We start from the raw sequence: 21,533 nt of genomic DNA, 5'->3' as shown, positions 1-21,533 counted from the left end.
GCGGCCTCCTCCCGTCCATGCCAAGCGCGATCCGGCGATCGCAGGAGACTTCCCATGACTGATCTCGACCTTTGCTACATGCCGGCCAGCGAGGCGCTGCGGCTGTTCAAGGCGAAGAAACTTTCGCCCGTCGAATTGATGCAGGCGACCATTGACCGCGCCGAAACCACCAGGTCGGCAATCAACTGCTTCACCTTCACGCATTTCGACGAGGCGATGGAACTGGCCAAGAAAGCCGAAGCGAAATACGCCAGGGGCGCGAGGACCGGCGCGCTCGAGGGCCTGCCGATCGGCATCAAGGACGAGAGCTACATCAAGGGCAAGCCGACATCGCACGGCTCGCTGCTGTCGAAGGATGCCATTGGCGTCCACACCTCGACGATGAACGAGCGCATCATCAAGGCCGGAGGCATCGTCCATGCGCGCACGGCAACGCCGGAATTCAGCTGCGCCGGCTACACCTGGTCGAGGCGCTGGGGCGTCACGCGCAATCCGTGGAACCCCGACTTCACGCCGGGTGGTTCGTCCGGCGGTGCGGCGGCAACGCTGGCCTCGGGCACATCGGCGATCGCCACCGGTTCGGACATTGCCGGGTCGATCCGCATTCCGGCGTCGGCTTGCGGTCTCGTCGGCTTCAAGCCGCCTTATGGCCGCAACCCGGACGAGCCGCCGTTCAATCTCGACTTCTACTGCCACACTGGCCCGCTGGCGCGAAACGTCGGGGATGCGATCCTGCTGCAGAATGTCATGGCGGGACCGAGCCCGCTCGACATCGCCACGCTGCGCCCGAAATTGCGCCTGCCGCTCGACTACAAGCCGATCAAGGGCTGGAAAATTGCTTTCTCGATGGACCTCGGCTCCTTCGAAGTGGATGCCGAGGTGCGCAAAAACACACTCGCCGCCTGCGACGTGTTCCGCTCACTTGGCGCCACCGTCGAGGAGGTCGATCTGGGCTGGGGCGACGAGGTGCTTAAGGCCGGCATTGCCTATCTGGAGCACCTCTTCGGTGCCTCGCTGGCGCAACTGCTCAAGCAGCACGGCAAGGATATGACCAGCTATGCCCGGCAATTTGCCGAAGATGGGCAAAAGTCGAAGGCCACGGACTTTGTCGCTACCCTCGACGTGGCGGCCAGGATGTACCAGACGCTCGGGCCGCTGCTGGAGACATATGATGTGCTGATCTGCCCGACCAACGCGCTTCCCGCGGTGCCGGCGGAGTTCGACCACACCAGTGACACCGTCGAGATCAACGGAAAGCCGGTGAACCCGTCGCTTGGCTGGGTGATGACGACGCCATTCAACATGCTGAGCCGTTGCCCGGCTCTGTCCATGCCGTCGGGCCGCGCGACGAATGGCGTGCCGACCGGCATCCAGATTGTCGGCCGCACCTATTGCGACGCCGATGTCTTCCGGGCGGCGCTGGCCTATGAGACGGCTCAGGGCCAGTGGTACACAAACACCGAAACGCGACCGTCGCTGTGACCAGCCATGTGGCCGTTGCCGCGCTGGTGCTTGATATTTCGCTTCGGTTATGGTGAGCCGGCGTGCGGGGCTGGAAAGCTCCGCCGCAAGGTTTGAAAGGCTGGACAGGAATGGCGCAACGCAAGGCAGCCGCCGCACAGAGGACACCCAGGGCAATGGTCGCAGAGGGTGGCGACGAGCGGCTCGAGCCGGCTCCCAGGGATCGCCGGCGCGAGCGCGGCGAAGCCAGCATCCAGCGCATCATCGACGCCACCATCGATCTCATCGCCGACGAAGGCCTGGCGAGCGTCACCATGCAGCGCATCGCCGAGCATGTCGGGTCCTCCAACGCACTGGTGGTTTTCCACTTTCGCAGCAAGGAGAACCTGTTTCGCGCCGTGCTGCAGTATCTCAGCGATCAGTACGATGAATTGTGGGCAACGCTGGTGCGCGTGCCCGGTCTGTCGCCGGTCGAGCGGCTGATGGGCGCGGTCGAATGCGCGCAAAGATTCGCGCGGCAGCACCCGAAATGGGTCTCGGTCTTTGTCGTGTTCTCCAGCGACCGCAAGAGCATGCAGATCTACAACGAGATCGGCCTGCCCAGCGATCTCAGCTACAATGCCGAGGCGCGCGACCTGCTCATCGAAATCAAGCGCAGCGGCGGCTACACCGATGTCGACCCAGACACGCTGGCTGAAAGCCTCAACTATCTCGTCCATGGCGCATGGATATGGGATCACCTCAACCCACCGGCGGGCAATTCCGATGTGCTGAGAAAGACGATGCTGATGCTGCTGCACCAGTCGTTTCCGCGCCACTTCGAATTGATGCGCTAACTCGTTTCCTAGGGCTGCCGCAGATGGCAGCCGGCCTGCCGCTTCTGCGCCAGATATTCGTCGACAAGCTGGCGGTAGCGCACCTTGCCGAAGCTCGGAAAATGGCCGCCATGCACGACCGCGACATCGAGCTCGCGCATGCCGAGCAGTGTCTCCATGTAGTCGGAAACATTGGAGTGGTAGACGTCGTCGATCAGCGGGCCGTCATAGATGATGTCGCCGGAAAGCAGGATGCCGGTCTTCTTCTCGTAGAGCGCGATGCCGCCGGGCGAATGGCCGGGCGTGTGGATCACCTCGAAGGCACGGTCGCCGAGATCGACGACATCGCCATGCGCGAGCAGACGGTCGGCCGGTGCAGGTAGGACGCGGTAGTTCGCCGTGTTCCAACCTTGCGGCATACCGTCGAACATCTCGTCGGTCGCATAGGTGCCGGCAGCCGTCCATTCGTTGCGCGGATCGGCGAGGATTTCCGCCTCGGCCGCGTGCACGCAGCGGTCGGGAAATTCGTGGTGGCAGCCGATATGATCGAAATGCGTATGGCTGGCGACGCAGGTCAGCATTCGCTCCGTCACCAGCGGAACATGGCGCCTGAGGCTGAAATGGCCGAGACCGGTGTCGAACAGGAGATCACGGTCGCGGCCGCGCACATGCCACATGTTGCAGCGGAAGAACGGCTTGATCCACGGCTCATGGATCAGCGTCACGCCATCGCTCATGCGGATGGTCTCATACCAGTCTGGAGCGCCGATGACCGGAAGCGTGCCCATGTTTTAATCCGTCAAGAGGATGATCTGGTCGGTATCGCAGGAAACCGCAACCGTGTCGCCCGGCTGGACTGCCGCTGAGGCCGGAAGCCTGGCGATGAACTGCAGCGAAGGGTCTTCGACGGAAACCGCGAGCACGCGCTTGAAGCTGCCCTGGAAGACGACGTCGCTGACCTCGGCGCTGCCAAGCCTGACACCGCCGCCGGCCGCGCCCAAGACGAGATGCTCCGGCCGTATGGCGAGGCCGACAGCCGAGCCCTGAGGCAGGGCGCTCGGCAGTGAAACCGGCCCGACCGGCGTCGCGACAGTGCTTGTCCTGTCGCTGGCCTCCGTGACGGTGCCGGCCAGGATCGTGCTTTCGCCCATGAAGGTGGCGGAAAAGCGCGTCGCCGGCCTGGCATACACGCGTTCAGGCGGCCCTTCGTCCTCGATGCGCCCGTCATTCATCACCACGCAGTGGTCCGCCAGCGCCATCGCCTCTTCCTGGTCGTGCGTGACGTGGATGAAGGCGGTGCCGACGCGCTTCTGGATCGCCTTCAACTCGTCCTGCATCTGGCGGCGCAATTTCAGATCGAGCGCGCCGAGCGGCTCGTCGAGCAAAAGCACCGCCGGTTCGATCACCAGCGCACGCGCCAGCGCCACGCGCTGCCGCTGGCCGCCGGAGAGCTGGTGCGGTTTCTTGTCGAAGGAAGAGGCCAGTCCAACCAGCGCCAGCGCCTCGCGCGCCCGTGCGGCCCGCGTCGCGCCATCGACGCCCTGCATGCGCAGGCCGAAGCCGACATTGCTGCCGACGCTCATATGCGGAAAGAGCGCGTAATCCTGGAACACCGTCGTCGTCGGGCGCTTGGCCGGCGGCACCGAGGTGCAGTCCACACCGCGTATGAACACTTTGCCTTCGCTCGGGGTGACGAAGCCGCCGAGAATGGACAGCAGCGTCGTCTTGCCCGAGCCTGACGGGCCGAGCAGGATTGTGTAGCTGCCGGGTTCGATCTTGAGCGAAACGTTCTTGAGTACCGTCTGCTGGCCGAAGCGATGCGAGACCGAGTCTATGTCGACCAAAGGCGCGGTCATGCTTTTCTCCTGCGCAGCAATGTCAGTTCGAACAGCACGACCAGCACGATCGAGACGGCAAAGACCAGCGAGCCGACGGCGTTGGTCTTGGGATTGAGGCCGGAACGCAGCAGGTTCCATATCTCGACCGGCAAGGTCGTGTCGAAGCGGGTCAAAAGGAAGGAGATGACGAACTCGTCCCAGGAGAAGGTCATCGACAGGAAGAATCCGGCGAAGATGGCCGGTGCCATCACCGGCACGGTGATCAGCAGCAGCACCTTCCATTCCGGCGCGCCGAGGTCGCGCGCGGCGCGTTCGATGTTGATCTGGTGGTCGCCCATCTGGCTGTAGATGATGGCAAAGCACAGCGGCAGGTTGATCACGACATGGCCGATGCCGGCGGCAAGCAGCGATTTCGGCACGCCGGCCCAGTTGAACAGCACCAGCAGTCCCATGCCGATGATGAGATAGCTGACCGTCAGGGGTAGCGTGATCAGCCCGCGCAGCAGGCCGGAGCCCGGCAGGACAAAGCGGGCAAAGCCCCAGGCGGAGAGGAAGCCGAGCGCGACGGCAGCCAGCGACGAGATGGAAGCCACCAGCAGCGAATTGAGCAGCGCCGAGGTCAGCCGTGTGTCGCTGAGCACCGCGTCGTACCAGCGCAGCGACGGGCCGGTGAAGGGCGGGATCGGAAAGGAGGTTGCCTGCAGCGAGAACAGCACCAGCACGACCACCGGCAGGAAGATGAAGCCATAGACGGCAAGGGCGTAGAGCCAGGAAGCGATGCGGACAATCCGGCGCATCTCAGGCACGCTCGATCTTCAGCCAGCGGGCGCAGGCGAGGTAAGCAATGGTGACGACCGCCATCAGGATGATCGACAGCGCCGACGCCAGCGGAAAGTCGCCCCGGCGGCCGATCTGCATCATCACCAGCTGCGGCATCAGAAGCTCGTTGTTGCCGCCCAGGATCTGCGGCGTGATGTAGTCGCCGATGCACAGCACGAAGGTGAGGAAGGCGCCGACCATGATGCCGGGCAAGGTCAGCGGCAGGACGACATGAAGGAAGGTGCGCACTGGCCCGGCGCCGAGATCGGCCGCGGCCTTGCGATAGCTCGGGCTCAACTGCTTCAGATTGGCGAAGATCGTCAGCGTTAAAAGCATGACGAAGAAATGCACGAAGCCGGTGACGGTGGCGAAGCGCGTGTTGGCGAGTTGTAGTGGCTCGGCAACCACACCGATGCCGGTCAGCGCGCGGTTGATGACGCCGTTCTGCGCCAGCACCAGCAGCCAGGAATAGGAGCGCACGACATAGGAGGTCCAGAACGGCAGCACGGCCAGCATCAACGCCAGCCGTTGCCAGCGTTCCGGCACCTGTTCGGCCAGGATCCAGGCGAAGGGGTAGGCGAGCAGCACCGAGACGACGGTGACGATCGCGGTCACCTCGAGCGAATTCACCATCGCCTGCCAGTAGGAAGGGTTGGTGAAGAACTCGCTGTAGTTCGACGCCGTGAAACCGCCGCCGTCATGCGCCGTCAGGCTGGACAGCCCCATGGCGGTGAAAGGCAGCACGAAGAACAACAGCGTCCAGCCGAGCGCCGGCGTCACCAGCGCCCAGGGCAGGGCACGGCCCGCCCGGGGCAGGGCACGCCCGATGTTACCAACTGAGTTCATCAGCCGCGGCCGCTCACTTCGCCTGCAGCATTTCGGTCCACATGTCCTGCATCTTCTTGTCGAGGTCGGCGTTCGGCGCTGGGTAGGCCTGGGCGCGGGCTAGGAAGCCCGGCTGTTCGTCGAAGCGCAGGATCTTCTTCTGGTCGTCGGTCAGCGCCGCCTTGGTGTTTGCCGGCATGCCCCAGTAGCAGGATGAGGTGGCGAGCCGCGCCTGGCCCTCCGGGCTCATGATGTACTGGATGAATTTCAGCGCCATGTCCTTGTTCTTGGAATCCTTGAACATGGCCAGCGACTGCGACCACAGTACCGCACCTTCCTTGGGAATGGAGAAGTCCAGCGCCGGGTTCTCCTTGGCCAGCCCCGCCGTCACCCATTCGCCGCCGCCAACCAGGATATCGACCTCGCCGGTCGCCAGCGCCGTCTGGCTGGCGGTCACCTCGCCGACCAGCTTGGCATTGGCCTTCATCTTGAGAAGCTCGTCTTTGAGGGCGGGCAGGTCGGCTTCGGTCAGCTCAGCCGTCTTCTTGCCGATGGCGAGTGCGGCCATGCCGATGACCGGCAGATAATAATCGTAGATGGCGACCTTGCCCTTGTATTTGTCGCTGGTCAGCGCCGCCATCGACTGCATGTCGGCCGGATCGACCTTGTTCTTGTTATAGCCGATCGTGTTGTAGCCGAACTTTTCCGTGATGCCGTAGCGCTTGCCGCCGACCACCGTGGAGCCATCCATCTTCACCTGCGGAAACATGTCGGCCAGGGGCAGTTTGTCGTCGGGCAGCGGTTCGAACAGGCCCTTTTCGACGCCGCGCGGCACGTCGATGCTGTCGATCACCATCACGTCCCAGTCGCCCGGTTGCGACTGCTCGACGATGGCGAGCCCGGCGCCGGTGCCCTCGAATTCCTTGACGTTGACCTTGACGTTGTTGGCCTCCTCGAAGGGCTGCAGAAGTGCTGGATCGGAATGATCGCACCAGATCAGCGCGTTGAGATCGGCGCCTTGCGCGACGCTGCCGCCGCCGAGCAGCAGTGCCGTGGCGGCGCATGCGGCGTGCAAATGGCTCTTCAGGATGGAAAGCGGATTCCTGGATGCGGATTTTGCGGACATCGAGTGTTCTCCCTTGCCTTCGTGGCTTCTTGCAAAAAATTGAACCAATTCTAAAATTGAGTCAATTCTGTTTCCGTGGCAAGAGGCTGATATGAGCGGATTGCGGGCAAGGCAAAAGGCGGACCGGCACAGACGCATCATCGAGGCGGCGGCAGAGCTTTTCCGTGAGGCCGGTTATGAAGGCGCCAAGATCGAGGCGATCGCCGCACAGGCCGAGGTCTCGGTCGGCACCATCTACAACTACTACCAGAACAAGGGCGACATCCTCGGCGCCATCGTCTCGCTGGAAGTCAACGAGGTATTGAATGCCGGGCAAGGCGTCGTCGCCAAGCCGCCGGCCAATGTCGGCGACGCGCTGGACACGTTGATCGGCATCTACATCGAGCATTCGCTGCACTATCTCAGCAAGGAGATGTGGCGGCAGGCAATGGCGATCTCGACGCAACTGCCCGACAGCCCGTTCGGCCAGGCCTACACCGCGCTCGACCGTTCACTGACCGAGCAGATCCGCGCGCTGATCGCCCGACTGCAGGCTCTCGGCCTGGTACGGCAGGACATCGACGGGGCCGCACTCGGCGAACTGATCTTCAACAACATGAACATGATGTTCATCGAGTTCGTGAAACGCGACGAGGCGAGGATATCGGAATTGCGCGCCGCGATACGCCGGCAGAACCGAATTCTGGTGGCGGCGATTGCAGTCTGATTGTCAGGAACAGGCAGCAGAATCGATTTTTGGACCAAGCCGCGGCTCAACCCCCTTGAGTCGAATCTAAAACCTGCTACAACCCAAGAGTGCATTTCTAGGGGGAGGGGTGAATGCAATTTTCCATCTGGCATTGGGCAATAGTTCTGTTGTTCATCGGTGTTCCCGCCTTCTTTGCGGTTCGATCTGCATACAAGCCCGTAAAAAATCCGGAGGAGCTCGTCGGATTCGGAGGGTGGCTGATGCTTCTTGCGATCGGCCAGGCCTTGTCGCCGTTGCGCACGCTCGCTAGCTTGGGATCCTCGAGCGATGGCTACAGCCAGCTCATGCTGGTGTCGAACGGACCCATGGTGGTCTACGGCGAGGTTGTGCTGCTGCTGGCATTTATGGTGCTTCAAATCGTGGTGCTTGTTGCCATGCTGAGGCGGAGCCTACGGTTCAAGCAGCTCTTCCTAGCCCAATGGATTGCAATCCCGGTGGTATTCATTCTGGACGCGATCTGGATTTCCACGATTCTCGGCGTCCCGGTTGGGCAGGTGGTCAGCGAGGAGGCGCTTGCTGCGTCCATAGGCTGGTTTGTCCTCGCCGGACTCTGGGTCGCCTACGTCTACAGGTCGGTCAGGGTGCGCAACACGTTCACGAGAGTGAAAGCATCCGCCCAGGTCGCGAACGCGGCATAGAAGCAGCGCAATTCGCATAGGAGCGTGAGCGCTCTCGATTGTTCCTGATTGGAACTGGTCCCCTGGACGGCGCGGTCGAGGAGAATCCGGTGTTAAACCGCTCGCTGATCCCGTCGCAAAATGCTAGCATAAGCAGCAGTCAAACCGCGCTGCCATTTCATCAATGCTTAGAATTTCGGGAACTCTACTCCATGGCGGGTCGACCCGTGCGCGGGTTGACGTTCGTCCCGATTTTGGCAGCGGCCATATTCGACATGGTGTTCAACGGCCGAGCCTCGAAACGTGGGAACGTGTCTCGCCACCGACGACCCTTGCGGGGCTAATTCGAGAACTCCAGCGCCAATTTCCCCACATGGCCATACATGCAACCGGCGGAGTGCGGACAGTCCGCCGACAAGCCGAATTGATGGCGGATCGGCGGCTTTCGAACCGGGCGCAGTTCCTGAGGGTATATCGTCAAGCCCAGCATATTACCGAGATGGACGCGTGGGTCGTTCAACATCCTCGCGCTTCCCGATCTCAAACCACCGACGCGTTCGAACAGATAATACGCCAAGCCCGCGGACGCGGGGCTACGGTTAGCAACCATCTGGATGACCGCGCCCGCGATATTTCCATTCCACGTGGAAATCCCCACGAGCAAGCCGAAGTGCAGCGCGCGCTGCAAAATTGGGGTGCGCATGTCATCCTGGAAGGCGATGCAACCGGCGGGCCACATTGGCACGTGGACTACACGCCACAAGTCGGGCCACCAATGGGGCGCAGGCCTTGATCGAGGTGCTGCTGCAAGAGCGGAGCAAAGCGCTGAAAGTTGCCTAAGGCCCTAAAGTTGTTGAATGAATTGACAGATTGTCGGGAAACTGGTGCCCCCGGACGGAATCGAACCGCCGACCTTCGGTTTACAAAACCGCTGCTCTACCAGCTGAGCTACAAGGGCACGGCGCTCCGGTTAGCATATTTGTTGCGCCAGTAAAGACAAAACTCCATTTTCGGTTACCCGGCATGTCGTCTGGGCTGCCCCGAGGGGCACCCTGAAAACCGCCAAATCTCTTCCTACATATCTGGACGGTGCAATCGCTTCGAGCAGGGGTGTCGCATGATCAGGTTTGTCATCATTCTCCCCATCATCTTCGTGGTCTGGATGCTGCTGGTGAAAATCATCAGCGATGTTAAGAAGGCCAATATCGACTGGACCGGCGTCACCACCATCATCGGCTTCATCGCGCTCGCCATCTGGCTTCGCCATATCACCAGCATGGGGTGAACCGGGTGAGTAGCGAATAGGGAGTAGCGAATAGCGAATGATCCAGCTGGCGTGTGCAGCTGTTGTATTTACCTTTCGCTACTCGCTACTCGCTATTCGCTCGCTTCCAGCCCCGCCGAACAAAACTCCGAAACCTTTCGAACCTTTTGCTGCACCGCGCCGACTGATGGTCGGAGGCGAATGGGTCGCCTCGATCAAGGATCCAGGAGATCATCATGTTCAAGCGCAGTCTTATGTCAGGCCTCGTTGCCATTTTCGTCGCCACCGGCGCACTCGCCGGCACCGTCGGCACGTCGTCAGCCCACGGCATGCATCATCATCATCATTTCAGGCATTTCGAGCATTGGTGGTGGCACCACAACCATCATCATCACCACCACCATGGCCAGGTGATCATTTTCCTTTGATGGAGGACCCAATTCCCCAAAGGGCGGCTTCGGCCGCCCTTTTTGCGTTATGCGCCTGAGATCGCCGAGACCCGGCCCGGACACTAAGGTCCAGACTTCCGCGATACGCACAGGCGTCGCTCCGGCAGGCCTCCACACTGGTTAATTTCTGCGGTTCCAGGAAAATCGAAAAAAGTTTCGAACCTTTTTCCTTGCCGTCACGACAGATGATCAAGAGGCGGATGGATCGCCTCGTTCAACGAAGCAAGGAGATCATCATGTTCACGCGCACACTCGTTTCCGGCCTCATCGCCACCACCGTCGCCGCCACCATGCTGGTCGGCACCGTCCAGCCCTCGGCCGCGCATTCGCATCACCACGACCTCGGTATCGGCATCGCCGCCGGCGTTGGCGGCTTTGTCCTGGGCACCCTGCTCGCCCAGCAGCCCCACACCGTCTATGTCGACGAAGACGGCGGTTCGTGGCACGTCCGCCGCTGCTACGACCGCTACGCAAGCTACGATCCGGATTCCGACACTTATGTCGGCTACGACGGCTACCGTCACTACTGCCGGCTCTGAGAGGAGGTGGCGTCTCAATTAACTGCAAAGAGGGGCGCCCCCGCCGCTCCTCTTTTTGCTGTGCGCAAGATGTTCGGGGGGAGGGGGATGGGATCGGATCCCGGCCGGGTACCGAGGCCATGATTTCGAGATATTGCGGCGGGACAACGATCCTATGAAGAAAGCAATTTGTGCCGTTCTCGCTATCGCCACGGGAGCCGGCGCGCTGCTGTTCGCGCTGGCTTGGCATGACCGCTACTGGTTGTGGCGGGATTGCTTCAATGAACTTGGCCGCTGCTACGATTCCGAAAGCGGCGAAGTTTTTCTTGAACAGGCCGGGCTGGTGTGGGGCATGTTCACCATCGGCTGTCTGCTTGTTTGCCTGTTCTTTGCCCGATTGGCCTTCTCGCGGCGTTGAACCTCCCGCGCCGCATCAGGCTGAGATAACGCCGCCGATCATCCTGGTCACCTCGGCTGCGGCATCGCGCACCAGCGGCCCGATCTCGGCCAGCCGCTCCTGCGTCACCCGCACCGTCGGCCCCGACACCGAGACACCACCGATCGGCTCGCCGAATTCGTTGAAGATGGCGGCCGCCACGCAGCGCATGCCGGGGTGCCGCTCCTCGTCGTCCACCGACCAGCCACGCCGTTTGATCGTTGCCAGGTCGTGGGCAAGGGCGGAAATGTCGGAAAGCGTCCTGTCGGTGAAGCGCTGCAGCCCGGCCTTGCGCAGGATGGTGCCGACACGCTCCGGCTCGAGATGCGCCAGCACCGCCTTGCCGATGCCGGACGCATGGAACGGGCTTCGCGTGCCCGGCCGGAAAAAGGCGCGGATCGCCTGGTGTGTCTCGACCTGGCTGACAAAGACCACGCAATCATCCTCGGCGACCCCGAGATTGGCGGTCTCGCCGGTCCTTTCCATCAGCTGCTGCATGACGATTCGGGCGCGGTCGACCAGCTTGCGGCGGCGCAGGAACGCCGCGCCCATTCGATAGGTCTCGACGCCGATCGACCACAGCTGGTCGCTGGTGTCGAATTCGACCATGCCGTGGTTTTCGAGCGTCGTCAGCATGCGGTAGGCGGTCGAGGCCGCAAGGCCGCTTTGCGCTGATATCTCGCTTAGCGACAGGCCGCTGCCCTCAGCGACAATGGCCAGGATGCGCAGTGCCCGGTCGAGCGACTGGACTGAAGTCGGCTCTGATGGCCCATTGAAGGCGCGCGGCCGGCCGCGCTGGCGTTTTTCGGTGGTTTCCATGACCGCATTGTCTGCAATTCGGCGCAATAGGCAATGAAAAAGTTTTTCATTGTGCGAGATCGTGAAATCGGTGGAAAACGAAAAGCCATTCAAATTCATTGTCTAACTGCCGTTTCTTAGAAATGAAAAAATATTCTGAAAAAATTGAAAAATAGCCGGCTTGGTGACATTCTCAACCATCCAACAATGACAAACCCTGTGGAGGGCCGAAAATGGCCAGGATGCGCGCTGTCGATGCTGCGGTTCTCGTTCTCGAAAAGGAAGGCATTTCCTGCGCTTTCGGCGTGCCGGGCGCGGCGATCAACCCGCTCTATTCGGCCCTGAAGGCGAGGGGGACGATCCGTCATGTCCTGGCCCGCCACGTCGAGGGCGCCTCGCACATGGCGGAAGGTTTTACCCGCGCCAAGGCTGGCAATATCGGCCTGTGCATCGGCACATCGGGCCCGGCCGGCACCGATATGATCACCGGGCTCTATTCGGCCGCGGCGGATTCCATCCCGATCCTGTGCATCACCGGCCAGGCGCCGCGTGCACGGCTGAACAAGGAGGATTTCCAGGCCGTCGACATCGCTGCCATCGCCGCGCCGGTCGCCAAATGGGCGGTCACCGTCATGGAACCCTATCTGGTGCCAATGACGCTGCAGAAGGCATTCCACCTGATGCGCTCGTCGCGGCCAGGCCCGGTGCTGATCGACCTGCCGGTCGATGTGCAACTGGCAGAGATCGAATTCGACATCGATGCCTATGAGCCGTTGACGCCGTTCAAGCCGGCAATGACGCGCGCGCAGGCCGAAATGGCGCTGGCGATGCTCAACGCGGCCGAAAAGCCGCTGATCGTCGCCGGCGGCGGCATTATCAATGCCGATGCATCGGATCTGCTCATCGAATTCGCCGAGATTTCAGGCGTGCCGGTCATCCCGACCCTGATGGGCTGGGGCGCGATCCCCGACGACCACCGGCTGATGGCCGGCATGTGCGGGCTGCAGACCTCGCATCGCTACGGCAATGCGACGATGCTGGAGGCAGACTTCGTCTTCGGCATCGGCAATCGCTGGGCCAACCGCCACACCGGCTCGGTCGACGTCTACACAAAGGGCAAGAAGTTCATCCATGTCGACATCGAGCCCACGCAAATCGGCCGTGTCTTCGCGCCGGATCTTGGCGTCGTCTCGGATGCGGGCGCGGCACTGAAGGTGCTGCTCGACGTCGCCACGGAGTGGAAGACGGCAGGCAAACTGCGCGACTGGTCCGGCTGGGCCAAGGAATGCCAGGGTCGCAAGAAGACGATGAAGCGCAAGACGCATTTCGACCAGGTGCCGCTGAAGCCGCAGCGTGTCTATGAGGAGATGAACAAGGCGTTCGGCCGCGACGTCACCTACGTCACCACGATTGGCCTGTCGCAGATCGCCGGGGCGCAATTCCTGCATGTCTACAAGCCGCGCAACTGGATCAATTGCGGCCAGGCCGGCCCGCTCGGCTGGACCTTGCCGGCAGCCCTTGGCGTTCGCGCCGCCGATCCCGACCGAACCATCGTGGCGCTGTCGGGCGACTATGATTTCCAGTTCATGATCGAGGAACTGGCGGTCGGTGCACAGCACAAGCTGCCCTATCTCCATGTCGTCGTGAACAACGCCTATCTCGGGTTGATCCGCCAGGCGCAACGCGGCTTCTCGATGGATTTCGAGGTCAATCTCGCCTTCGAGAACATCAACCGCTCGGGCGATCCCGAGGCCGGCTACGGCGTCGACCACGTTGCCGTCGCCGAGGCGATGGGCTGCAAGGCGATCAGGGTGCGCAAGCCCGAGGAATTCGCCGCCGCCTTCAAGGAAGCACAGCGGCTGATGAAGGAGCACCAGGTTCCGGTCGTGCTCGAATTCATCCTCGAGCGCGTCACCAACATCTCCATGGGCACCGAGATCGACAAGATCACCGAATTCGAGGACCTTGCCGAACATCAGGAAGACGCGCCGACAGCGATCGTGATGCTGGATTAGGGTATGTTGATATTCAGGTGATGCCGGCCTGCAAACGGCGGTTCCCTGCGCTTCCGGTGCTCACGTACCCAAAAGTACGCTCCGCTCCGGTTCTCGGAACCCACCGTTTTCGACTCGGCCTGACCTGAATCTCAACGCACCCAAGGAAGAAGGACAAAAAGAATGCCGCGTTTCTCAGCCAATCTTTCGATGCTCTTTGGCGAGCATGAGTTCCTCGACCGCTTCGATGCTGCTGCCCGCGCGGGCTTCAAGGGCGTCGAATATATCGGCCCCTACGATCACGCGCCTGAGGTGGTCGCCGCCCGGCTGAAGAAAAACGGCCTGACGCAGGTTCTGTTCAATCTGCCGCTGGGCGATTGGGGCAAGGGCGAACGCGGCATTGCCGTGCTGCCGGATCGCGTGCCGGAATTCCGCCAGGGCATCGCCAAGGCGATCACCTACGCGCAGGCACTCGGCTGCCAGCAGGTCAATTGCCTTGCCGGCATCGCGCCCGCGGGCGCCGACCGCAAGGTGCTGGAGGACGTCTTTGCCGAAAACCTGGCCTTTGCGGCGGAGAAACTGGAGCAGGCCGGCATCCGACTGCTGATCGAGCCGATCAATACGCTCGATATCCCCGGCTTCTTCCTAAACTATTCCGACCAGGCGCTGGCGCTGATCGACCGTATCGGCTCGAAGAACCTGTTCCTGCAATACGACATCTATCACATGCAGATCATGGAGGGGGATCTCGCCCGTACCATCGAGGCAAACCTCGGCCGCATCGCGCATATCCAGCTTGCGGACAATCCCGGCCGTCACGAGCCGGGGACGGGCGAGATCAACTATCCCTTCCTCTACGAGCATATCGACCGCATCGGCTATGCCGGCTGGATCGGCGCGGAATACAAGCCGAAGGCCGGCACGGAGGCTGGGCTGGATTGGTTCAGGGAACTGGCCGGACAGGGAAGTGCTGCGGCTTGAGCGCCAGAAACTGTGCAACGCTTGCGCCGCCCCTCACCCTTACCCTCTCCCCGTATAGAGACGGGGAGAGGGGGTCGCCAGCGCTGGAGCACTTCCCTTCTCCCCGTCACTATACGGGGAGAAGGTGCCGGCAGGCGGATGAGGGGCAGCGCCAGCCTTCGATGAGTTCGGACAACACTTTCGGAGAAAAACAATGGAAACCATCGGCTTCATCGGTCTCGGCATCATGGGCGCGCCGATGGCGGGGCATCTGCTGGATGCCGGTTATACGGTCATCGCCAGTGACCATCGCTCGAAGCCGCCGGCTGACCTCGTCGCCAAGGGGCTGAAGTCAGTCTCGGGCCATGCCGCCGTGGCCAAGGCGGCCGACATCATCGTCACCATGGTGCCTGACACACCACAGGTCGCCGATGTGCTGTTCGGCGACAACGGCGTCGCGTCCGGCCTGACCAAGGGCAAGCTGGTGATCGACATGAGCTCGATCTCGCCGATCGAGACCAAGGTGTTCGCCAGGAAGATCAACGAACTCGGCTGCGACTATCTCGATGCGCCGGTTTCGGGCGGCGAAGTCGGCGCCAAGGCGGCATCGCTGACCATCATGGTCGGCGGCGAGGACAAGGCGTTCGAGCGCGCCAGGCCGGTGTTCGAGAAGATGGGCAAGAACATCACCCTGGTCGGGCCGAACGGCGTTGGCCAGACCACCAAGGTGGCCAACCAGATCGTCGTCGCGCTGACCATTGAAGCTGTCGCCGAAGCGCTTGTTTTTGCATCGAAAGCCGGTGCCGATCCGGCCAAGGTCAGGCAAGCGCTGATGGGCGGGCTGGCGGCCTCGCGCATTCTCGAAGTGCATGGCGAGCGCATGGTCAAGCGCACCTTCGCGCCGGGCTTCCGCATCGAACTGCACCAGAAGGACCTCAACCTGGCGCTGGAAGGGGCAAAAGCACTCGGCGTTTCGCTGCCCAACACCTCGACCACGCAGCAGCTGTTCAATTCCTGCGCCGCCAATGGCGGCGCCAAGGAGGATCACTCGGCGCTGGTCAGGGCGCTGGAGCGGATGGCCAATTTCGAGGTCGGCGACAACGCAGCCGACGTCAAAGGCAAAGCGGCATAGGTCAGGAGAGGGCGGCGCAACGTTCCCAAGTCGCCAACTCGTGCCTGTCGAAGAGCGGGCTCCTGCGTCCATCGCCGGAGCCCGTTTCGTATTCGGGATGTTTCGCCGAACGCGTACTGTCGCGTGAGGCTCAACCGCGCTTCAAAAATGCCCGCGCCGCATAGAGGCTGATCGCCGCGGCGTTTGACACATTGAGCGAACGGATCGCGCCGGGCATGTCGAGCCGCGCCAGCGTCGTCACGGTATCGCGCGTCTTCTGGCGCAGGCCCTTGCCCTCGGCGCCGAGCACCAGCGCTATTCTGTCACCTGCAAAACTCGTTTCGAGCTCCGCCGGCCCGTCCGAATCGAGGCCGATGGTCTGGAACCCGGCCTCGTGCAACTGGCCAAGCGCGTCGGCCAGGTTCTTCACCTCGATCTGGTCGATATGCTCCAGCGCGCCTGAGGCCGATTTCGCCAGCACGCCCGATTCCTGCGGGCTGTGGCGGGCCGTGGTGATCAGCGCGCCGGCGCCGAAGGCAACCGCCGAGCGCAGGATGGCGCCGACATTGTGCGGATCGGTGACCCGGTCGAGCACCAGCACCAGCCTTGCATCGCCAAGTGCGTCAAGCCGCTTCGGCTTCAGCGGCTCGGCCTCGATCAACACGCCCTGATGCACGGCGTCCGAGCCGGTGATCTTGTCGATATCCCTGGGTTCGACCAGGTCCACCTTGAAGGGCAGGGCGGCGATATCGGCGATTTCCAGGCGTTCGGCCGCATTGCGCGTGACCAGCATCTTTCTGATCTTGCGGCGCGGATTGTCGAGCGCCGCCCGCACCGTGTGCAGGCCATAGAGCCGCACCAGTCCGTCCGCGGCATGTTCGCCCGGTGGAACCGGCTGCCGGGGCCTGAACGCCGGTGCGCCGCCGCTTTTCTCGTCGCGATAGGCGCGGCGCAGCTTGGCGTAATGGGTGTCTTTGGGGGTGTTGGTTTTGTCGCTCATGGCCGGCTTCTATAGCGGTCTCCTCAGGCCAAGGATATGGCTCGTCGCCGCAGCCGGCGAACAACATCGAAAAACGCCGGTTGCGCGGTTGACACCCAATGGCCTTGCCGCCATAAGGCGCTTCGCTGGTTTCGGAGAAGACTTAACTCGGGTCCGGATTGGCGTGAATGCCTCGTTGCATGGCTCCGGCGGCAGACTGGAGAGGTGCCCGAGTGGTTAAAGGGGACGGACTGTAAATCCGTTGGCTTAGCCTACGTTGGTTCGAATCCAACCCTCTCCACCACTGCCGGCCCGGAAGCCCTGAAACGCGAAAGCATCGGACCGAAAAGTGCATGGCGCTTTTCCGGGGAATCCGGTACTTCAGTGCAAGGCGCGGGTATAGCTCAGTGGTAGAGCAGCAGCCTTCCAAGCTGAATATGCGGGTTCGATTCCCGCTACCCGCTCCAAGCCTCGGAATTTCTAGCAATCCGGACAGCCACTTATTGCTTCAGCCGAGGTTTCGCCGGAATCTTGCGGATGGAATGTATCCGTCGAACTGCGATCTCGATCCAACGGTTTCAGATCGATTCAATCAACTTGGTCAAAAATGTCGCGAACACGCGGACGCGCGGACTTTCTGAACTCGCAGGAGGTCGTATGAGCCAAATGTCGCCCCGACTGACCGCATAATCGGCGAGCACGGTACGAAGACGTCCATCCGCGATGGCACGCGCCGCCAGATAGTGGGGCAATTGGGCAAGACCGAGGCCGGCGATAGCAGCCAGGGCTACGGCCTCGATATCGTTGAACACAGGCCCATTCGGCGGGCGCCCAGGAGCCTTCCATCCTTTGAAGGCCCAATATTCCAGCCGGCCCGTCGTAGGAAACCGGAGACGCAGACAGGTGTGGGCGGGTACGTCATCGGGCGTCTGTGGTGCTCCCCGTCTTTCGAGATAGGCGGGGGACCCGCAGGTGACGAACCGATGTGGCGCGAGCTTTCGCGCAATCAACCGAGAGTCTTGAAGGTCACCTGTGCGCAGGACAAGGTCAAAACCCCCTTCCACGATATCCACCATCCGATCGTCCAGACTGACGTCGAGAATAACCTTGGGATAGGCCGAGATGAATTGATCGAGCGCTGGAACGATAATGCGGCGTCCCATGGCCGCCGGTATGCTCACCTTCAGTAGTCCGCGCGGGAAGGTGCGTGTCTCGGCGATCGCATTCTCGGCTTCCTGAACATCTTCGATGATGCGCGTCGCGCGTTCAAAAAGAAGATTGCCTTCACCGGTCACCGCGATGGAGCGGGTCGTACGGTGGAGAAGCCTGACACCAAGCCGAGCCTCCAGGCGAGCAACGGCCTTGCCGACCGCCGAAGCAGACACACCAAGACGCCGGCCCGCTGCGGCGAAGCCGCCGGTCTCGACCGAGGCGACGAACGCCACCAGGCCGCTCATTGATTCGAGATTGCTAATTGCGGACATTTCGTCCGTATTATTCGCTCGACGGCCCCCATTCCGTCAATATGCGACTTGCCCGATATTACGTCTGGAGGGTTCAACCCTCCGGCCAGCGTGGCCGCCGCTCAATTGTTCAACATTTCCTAATTTCTCGCCACTCGCTTACCCAGAGAGAACAGACATGGAAGACAGCAAGCGCCTCATGCAGCGGTTCGTCGAGTTCATCAACACGGCGAGCGAAAAGCTCGCTGAGGAACTCATCTCGCCACAAGCAATATTCCACGTTCCCGGTCGTCCCGAGCCGGTGACCGGACCGGCCGGCTATCTCGAGGTCATCGGGATGATGCGCGGCGGTTTTCCTGACATCCAGTGGACTCTTGAGGAGACGATCACCGAGGGGGGCAACGTTGCCGCGCGCTTCACTATGAGAGGCACACATCAAGGGAGCTTCTTCGGCGTTCCACCCACGGGAAAGAAAATCGCCTTCCAGGCGATGAATTTCTATCACTGGTCCAATGGACAGATCGTAGGCGAACGTGGGCAGCCGGACTTGTTGGGGCTTCTGCAACAAATCGGTGCCGCACCCATGTGACGAGTGGTGCATGCCCTCCTGCGATCGAGAGGGTGAGCTAGGCGGGGGCGTTTCCGGAGGCCGAAATCAGAGTTATGCCGATGAAAACGAACGCGATCCTCATGTACGGATTCCCTCTACCCGCTCCAGACTCACATCCCTGCGATCTGCCAGCCGAAACACCGCGCGAAAAGCCGCGTAGCGCTCCAGCTGTGCAGATGTCTGAGCCGCGCTAGCTGTTGAACGCGGACGCAACCTGGTGCTGCTGCGGTACCTGGCCGTTCGGCGTCAGCTTGTCGATGACGCCGGGCAAGGCCGTGGACAGCTGCTTGAGCAGTTCCTGTTCGTCCATCCCCGTCCGTTGCGCGATCTCGTGAATGACCTGCGGCCCGAGTGCGGCGCCGAGATCATTGGCATTGATCGACTGGTTCTGCCCGGTGCCGACCCACGAGTCGGCGACATTGCCGTGGCCGGCATCCCTAAGCTTGTCGAGCAGGCCGCCTAGTCCACCGAGCAGGCCGCCGTCGGCGGAGGTCGTTCCGGTGGAAGCGGGTCCGGTCGGGGCCGGGGTCTCGGTCTGGTCCGGTTGTTCAGCATTTCTGCCGCTCAGCATTTTTCCGACCAGCAGCGCGCCAAGCGCGATCATCAACGGTTTGGTGATGTTGCCGCCGGGAACGGCGTTGTCAAAAAGTCCCATAGTGGATCCTCCATAGCGACCAGCCCAACCCTTCCTCAACAATGGGGCATGCGGGCGGAATTTCAAGTTGGCTTGAGCTTTTGACAATCCTATGAAAATGTTCGGCCGGCGGGTGGATGGAGAGGAAAAAATGTCAATCATCAGCTGGATCATACTCGGCGTCATCGCCGGCTTCCTGGGCAGCAAGATCGTCAACAAGAGCGGCCAGGGCATTTTGATGGACATCGTGCTCGGCATCGTCGGCGCCGTTGTCGGCGGCCTGATCTTCAGCGCCTTCGGCGCGTCCGGCGTCACCGGCCTCAACATCTACAGCCTGATCGTCGCCGTGATCGGCGCGGTGGTCGTGCTGTGGGCCTACCACCAGTTCAGCGGAAGACGGGCGTAAAAACAAAGAGGTAGAGCGGTTCTGCGTTTCAGAACCACTGTAGGCGCTGCCCGATCATCTGAAATTTCGAAATTCGCTGAGTACCGGCTTCGGGCCGCACGCAACAGCTTGCCTATGGCATCAGCACTGCGTCGGCTGCGGCGAAAAAGATCAGCGTTCCCGCGATGAACACCGTCCAGCCGATGATTGACTTGCGGATGGCGGCCTTGTGCTCGGCGTCGGAGTTCTTGTTCTGGTCAAAATCCGTCATGGGGGAAACTCCCTTGGCTGATTGATCATGGCGTCCTGGATTGCACGGTCTTCGCCGATTAGACGATCTTTTTCCGCTCGGCAACAGCGCGCGGAGAGACGCGGGTGATCGCCCGCGTGGCCTGCTTGGGCGGGCCTAGGCGACGACGGTCAGTCGGCGCTTGCGCTGGTCCAGCGAGACGATGGCGAGTCCGCTGCCCACAACCAGCAGGATGCCACAAACCGCCAGCGCATTGGGGAATTGCCCGAATACCAGCAAGCCCGAAATGACCGCCCAGACGGTGAAGCAATAGTAGAACGGCGCCACCGCACTGGTCGGCCCGACGCGGTAGGCCATGAAGATGAAAAAGTGGCCGAAGATCAGGAAAAATCCGGCGCCTGCCATCAGCAGCAGATGGCGTGCCTCGGGCATGACCCAGCGTTCGGAAACCAGATGCGCGGCACCGGAGCCGATCAGCACCACCACGACGGCGGAGATCGCCACGATCATCCCTGGCACCTCTGCCGTAACCCGCCGGCCGGCAAGGTCGCGTGCCGCCGACAGCGTCGCGTTGCCGAGCGCCAGCAAGGCGTAGACCGAAATGCCTTGCATGGTCGGTTGCGCCACCATCAGCGCGCCGATGAAGCCGAGCCCGATCAGCGCCATCCGTTGGCCGCCGATCCGCTCGCCGAACAGGATCGAGGAGCCGACCAGCATCAACAGTGGCGTGATCTGACCGAGTGCTGTCGAATCCGCAATCTGCATGTTGGCGAGCGCCACCACGTAGCAGAGGATCGCCGCCAGCTCGAGCAGGTTCCTGCGCAGCACGTGCCTGTCGAAGATCAGCGGAATCTGCCTGCCGTAGCCCAACGCGAACAACAGCGGGAAATCCCAGAGCGTTGCCGCCGCACCGCGCAGGAACAGCACTTCGTAGGACGGCAGGCCCGACGTTGCGAGTTTCATCATCGTATCGTTGACGAGATACGACCCGGTCGAGACGATCATGAACAGGGGGCCGCGGATGGCGGTCGGAATGAAATGCATCCGGCGAAGAAATCAGACCTAGATGGCGACCGCAATGGGCCATGAACCGTCGGTGAATCAGACACGGATGGGCAGGCAAGCGAGCGCCGTGGCGGCTTCGATCGATCCGCCTGCTACCCATTTCATTTCGTCTCGTCCCTTCCTATATCAGCGCCATATCCCCGCAATCGGATCAATGGTTCGGACTGAGTGAGACGGCACCCGGCCAAAAGACGCTTGTGTTTTTTGGCCTTTGTCGCTAATCGCCCCGCATTCGACTGAACTGAAGGTCCAGGCCGTCCAAGGAAAGAGACTATGGCAAAAGGTAAATTCGAGCGTAACAAGCCTCATGTGAACATCGGCACGATTGGTCACGTTGACCATGGCAAGACGTCGCTGACGGCGGCGAT

General features: G+C 61.8%; 26 protein-coding genes and 3 tRNA genes. 16 read left to right on the top strand and 13 right to left on the bottom strand.

All coding sequences use genetic code 11. The annotated features are described in order from the left end of the window. Positions 1-54 precede the first annotated feature (54 nt). Together HNQ71_RS00145 and HNQ71_RS00140 are read left to right on the top strand one after the other, a co-directional pair. Positions 55-1,482, top strand: coding sequence for an amidase (locus HNQ71_RS00145; protein WP_184870635.1), 1,428 nt, complete (start codon positions 55-57; stop codon positions 1,480-1,482). A gap of 110 nt (positions 1,483-1,592) precedes the next feature. After that, entirely contained in the window at positions 1,593-2,297 is a 705-nt protein-coding gene (locus HNQ71_RS00140) for a TetR/AcrR family transcriptional regulator (RefSeq protein WP_184870634.1), read from the top strand. Positions 2,298-2,305: 8 nt separating this feature from the next. Here the strand turns inward: HNQ71_RS00140 and HNQ71_RS00135 are convergent, their stop codons facing one another. Genes HNQ71_RS00135 through HNQ71_RS00115 form a run of 5 tightly spaced genes read right to left on the bottom strand, consistent with a single transcriptional unit; the run spans position 2,306 to position 6,884 of the window. After that, complete coding sequence (locus HNQ71_RS00135) at positions 2,306-3,064, bottom strand: MBL fold metallo-hydrolase (RefSeq protein WP_184870633.1); 759 nt, start codon at positions 3,062-3,064, stop codon at positions 2,306-2,308. A gap of 3 nt (positions 3,065-3,067) precedes the next feature. After that, positions 3,068-4,132 carry an ABC transporter ATP-binding protein gene (locus HNQ71_RS00130; RefSeq protein ID WP_184870632.1) on the bottom strand — a complete coding sequence of 355 codons (1,065 nt, stop codon included), beginning with the start codon at positions 4,130-4,132 and terminating at the stop codon, positions 3,068-3,070. After that, entirely contained in the window at positions 4,129-4,911 is a 783-nt protein-coding gene (locus HNQ71_RS00125) for an ABC transporter permease (RefSeq protein WP_184872180.1), read from the bottom strand. Before HNQ71_RS00125 ends, HNQ71_RS00130 begins: the two co-directional genes overlap by 4 nt. A 1-nt stretch (position 4,912) precedes the next feature. Continuing rightward, positions 4,913-5,779 (bottom strand): ABC transporter permease, encoded by an 867-nt coding sequence (locus HNQ71_RS00120; RefSeq protein WP_184870631.1) that lies wholly within the window; start codon positions 5,777-5,779, stop codon positions 4,913-4,915. A gap of 13 nt (positions 5,780-5,792) precedes the next feature. Further along, on the bottom strand, positions 5,793-6,884 hold the full coding sequence (locus tag HNQ71_RS00115) for a polyamine ABC transporter substrate-binding protein (protein WP_184870630.1): 1,092 nt from the start codon (positions 6,882-6,884) through the stop codon (positions 5,793-5,795). A 91-nt stretch (positions 6,885-6,975) separates the two neighbouring features. On the opposite strand from HNQ71_RS00115, the gene HNQ71_RS00110 reads away from it, so the two are divergent. Beyond that, on the top strand, positions 6,976-7,590 hold the full coding sequence (locus HNQ71_RS00110) for a TetR/AcrR family transcriptional regulator (RefSeq protein ID WP_184870629.1): 615 nt from the start codon (positions 6,976-6,978) through the stop codon (positions 7,588-7,590). Between the two features lie 113 nt (positions 7,591-7,703). Continuing rightward, positions 7,704-8,270, top strand: coding sequence for a DUF2569 family protein (locus HNQ71_RS00105; RefSeq protein WP_184870628.1), 567 nt, complete (start codon positions 7,704-7,706; stop codon positions 8,268-8,270). Positions 8,271-8,589: 319 nt separating this feature from the next. Here the strand turns inward: HNQ71_RS00105 and HNQ71_RS00100 are convergent, their stop codons facing one another. Together HNQ71_RS00100 and HNQ71_RS00095 are read right to left on the bottom strand one after the other, a co-directional pair. After that, complete coding sequence (locus HNQ71_RS00100; protein ID WP_184870627.1) at positions 8,590-8,952, bottom strand: hypothetical protein; 363 nt, start codon at positions 8,950-8,952, stop codon at positions 8,590-8,592. A gap of 179 nt (positions 8,953-9,131) precedes the next feature. Then, positions 9,132-9,207 (bottom strand) — tRNA-Thr (locus HNQ71_RS00095). Between the two features lie 159 nt (positions 9,208-9,366). On the opposite strand from HNQ71_RS00095, the gene HNQ71_RS00090 reads away from it, so the two are divergent. The 4 genes from HNQ71_RS00090 (at position 9,367) to HNQ71_RS00075 (ending at position 10,898) form a co-directional block, all read left to right on the top strand. After that, complete coding sequence (locus HNQ71_RS00090; protein WP_184870626.1) at positions 9,367-9,534, top strand: hypothetical protein; 168 nt, start codon at positions 9,367-9,369, stop codon at positions 9,532-9,534. Positions 9,535-9,749: 215 nt separating this feature from the next. Beyond that, positions 9,750-9,941 carry a hypothetical protein gene (locus tag HNQ71_RS00085; protein WP_184870625.1) on the top strand — a complete coding sequence of 64 codons (192 nt, stop codon included), beginning with the start codon at positions 9,750-9,752 and terminating at the stop codon, positions 9,939-9,941. Positions 9,942-10,198: 257 nt separating this feature from the next. Next, positions 10,199-10,501: a BA14K family protein gene (locus HNQ71_RS00080; protein ID WP_184870624.1), complete on the top strand. Its 303-nt coding sequence runs from the start codon at positions 10,199-10,201 to the stop codon at positions 10,499-10,501. A 133-nt stretch (positions 10,502-10,634) separates the two neighbouring features. Then, positions 10,635-10,898 carry a hypothetical protein gene (locus HNQ71_RS00075; protein ID WP_184870623.1) on the top strand — a complete coding sequence of 88 codons (264 nt, stop codon included), beginning with the start codon at positions 10,635-10,637 and terminating at the stop codon, positions 10,896-10,898. A 15-nt stretch (positions 10,899-10,913) separates the two neighbouring features. Here HNQ71_RS00075 and bhcR read toward each other — a convergent pair whose 3' ends face one another. After that, positions 10,914-11,735 carry an HTH-type transcriptional regulator BhcR gene (bhcR, locus tag HNQ71_RS00070; protein ID WP_184870622.1) on the bottom strand — a complete coding sequence of 274 codons (822 nt, stop codon included), beginning with the start codon at positions 11,733-11,735 and terminating at the stop codon, positions 10,914-10,916. A gap of 212 nt (positions 11,736-11,947) precedes the next feature. Between bhcR and gcl the strand changes: the two genes are divergently transcribed. The 3 genes from gcl (at position 11,948) to HNQ71_RS00055 (ending at position 15,800) form a co-directional block, all read left to right on the top strand. Then, positions 11,948-13,729, top strand: coding sequence for a glyoxylate carboligase (gene gcl, locus HNQ71_RS00065; RefSeq protein ID WP_184870621.1), 1,782 nt, complete (start codon positions 11,948-11,950; stop codon positions 13,727-13,729). A gap of 162 nt (positions 13,730-13,891) precedes the next feature. Next, positions 13,892-14,689, top strand: a complete 798-nt coding sequence (gene otnI / locus HNQ71_RS00060) for a 2-oxo-tetronate isomerase (RefSeq protein ID WP_184870620.1) — start codon at positions 13,892-13,894, stop codon at positions 14,687-14,689. Positions 14,690-14,882: 193 nt separating this feature from the next. Continuing rightward, a complete protein-coding gene (locus HNQ71_RS00055) occupies positions 14,883-15,800 on the top strand; it encodes a 2-hydroxy-3-oxopropionate reductase (protein ID WP_184870619.1) in 918 nt (305 codons plus the stop codon). Positions 15,801-15,930: 130 nt separating this feature from the next. Here the strand turns inward: HNQ71_RS00055 and HNQ71_RS00050 are convergent, their stop codons facing one another. Then, positions 15,931-16,779, bottom strand: a complete 849-nt coding sequence (locus tag HNQ71_RS00050) for a TrmH family RNA methyltransferase (RefSeq protein WP_184870618.1) — start codon at positions 16,777-16,779, stop codon at positions 15,931-15,933. 198 nt (positions 16,780-16,977) lie between these two features. Here HNQ71_RS00050 and HNQ71_RS00045 point away from each other — a divergent pair. Next, positions 16,978-17,062, top strand: a tRNA-Tyr gene (locus HNQ71_RS00045). Positions 17,063-17,151: 89 nt separating this feature from the next. Beyond that, positions 17,152-17,225 (top strand) — tRNA-Gly (locus HNQ71_RS00040). A gap of 111 nt (positions 17,226-17,336) precedes the next feature. Here HNQ71_RS00040 and HNQ71_RS00035 read toward each other — a convergent pair. Continuing rightward, positions 17,337-18,242 (bottom strand): LysR family transcriptional regulator, encoded by a 906-nt coding sequence (locus HNQ71_RS00035; RefSeq protein WP_184870617.1) that lies wholly within the window; start codon positions 18,240-18,242, stop codon positions 17,337-17,339. Positions 18,243-18,399: 157 nt separating this feature from the next. Here HNQ71_RS00035 and HNQ71_RS00030 point away from each other — a divergent pair, with 157 nt between their 5' ends. Next, positions 18,400-18,810 (top strand): ester cyclase, encoded by a 411-nt coding sequence (locus HNQ71_RS00030; RefSeq protein WP_184870616.1) that lies wholly within the window; start codon positions 18,400-18,402, stop codon positions 18,808-18,810. Between the two features lie 211 nt (positions 18,811-19,021). Here HNQ71_RS00030 and HNQ71_RS00025 read toward each other — a convergent pair whose 3' ends face one another. Continuing rightward, entirely contained in the window at positions 19,022-19,486 is a 465-nt protein-coding gene (locus HNQ71_RS00025; protein ID WP_184870615.1) for a YidB family protein, read from the bottom strand. 130 nt (positions 19,487-19,616) lie between these two features. Here HNQ71_RS00025 and HNQ71_RS00020 point away from each other — a divergent pair, with 130 nt between their 5' ends. Further along, on the top strand, positions 19,617-19,871 hold the full coding sequence (locus HNQ71_RS00020; protein WP_184870614.1) for a GlsB/YeaQ/YmgE family stress response membrane protein: 255 nt from the start codon (positions 19,617-19,619) through the stop codon (positions 19,869-19,871). A gap of 112 nt (positions 19,872-19,983) precedes the next feature. Here the strand turns inward: HNQ71_RS00020 and HNQ71_RS00015 are convergent, their stop codons facing one another. Both HNQ71_RS00015 and HNQ71_RS00010 read right to left on the bottom strand, forming a co-directional pair. Further along, entirely contained in the window at positions 19,984-20,121 is a 138-nt protein-coding gene (locus tag HNQ71_RS00015; RefSeq protein WP_184872294.1) for a hypothetical protein, read from the bottom strand. 135 nt (positions 20,122-20,256) lie between these two features. Continuing rightward, on the bottom strand, positions 20,257-21,144 hold the full coding sequence (locus tag HNQ71_RS00010) for a DMT family transporter (protein ID WP_184870613.1): 888 nt from the start codon (positions 21,142-21,144) through the stop codon (positions 20,257-20,259). Between the two features lie 294 nt (positions 21,145-21,438). Here HNQ71_RS00010 and HNQ71_RS00005 point away from each other — a divergent pair. Continuing rightward, positions 21,439-21,533: GTP-binding protein (locus HNQ71_RS00005; protein ID WP_131922527.1), on the top strand; the 95-nt coding region annotated here is incomplete at its 3' end.

This window comes from Mesorhizobium sangaii, from assembly GCF_014207355.1.
Taxonomy (GTDB): Bacteria; Pseudomonadota; Alphaproteobacteria; order Rhizobiales; family Rhizobiaceae; genus Mesorhizobium; species Mesorhizobium sangaii.
This window is presented reverse-complemented; position numbering and strand designations above follow the sequence as displayed.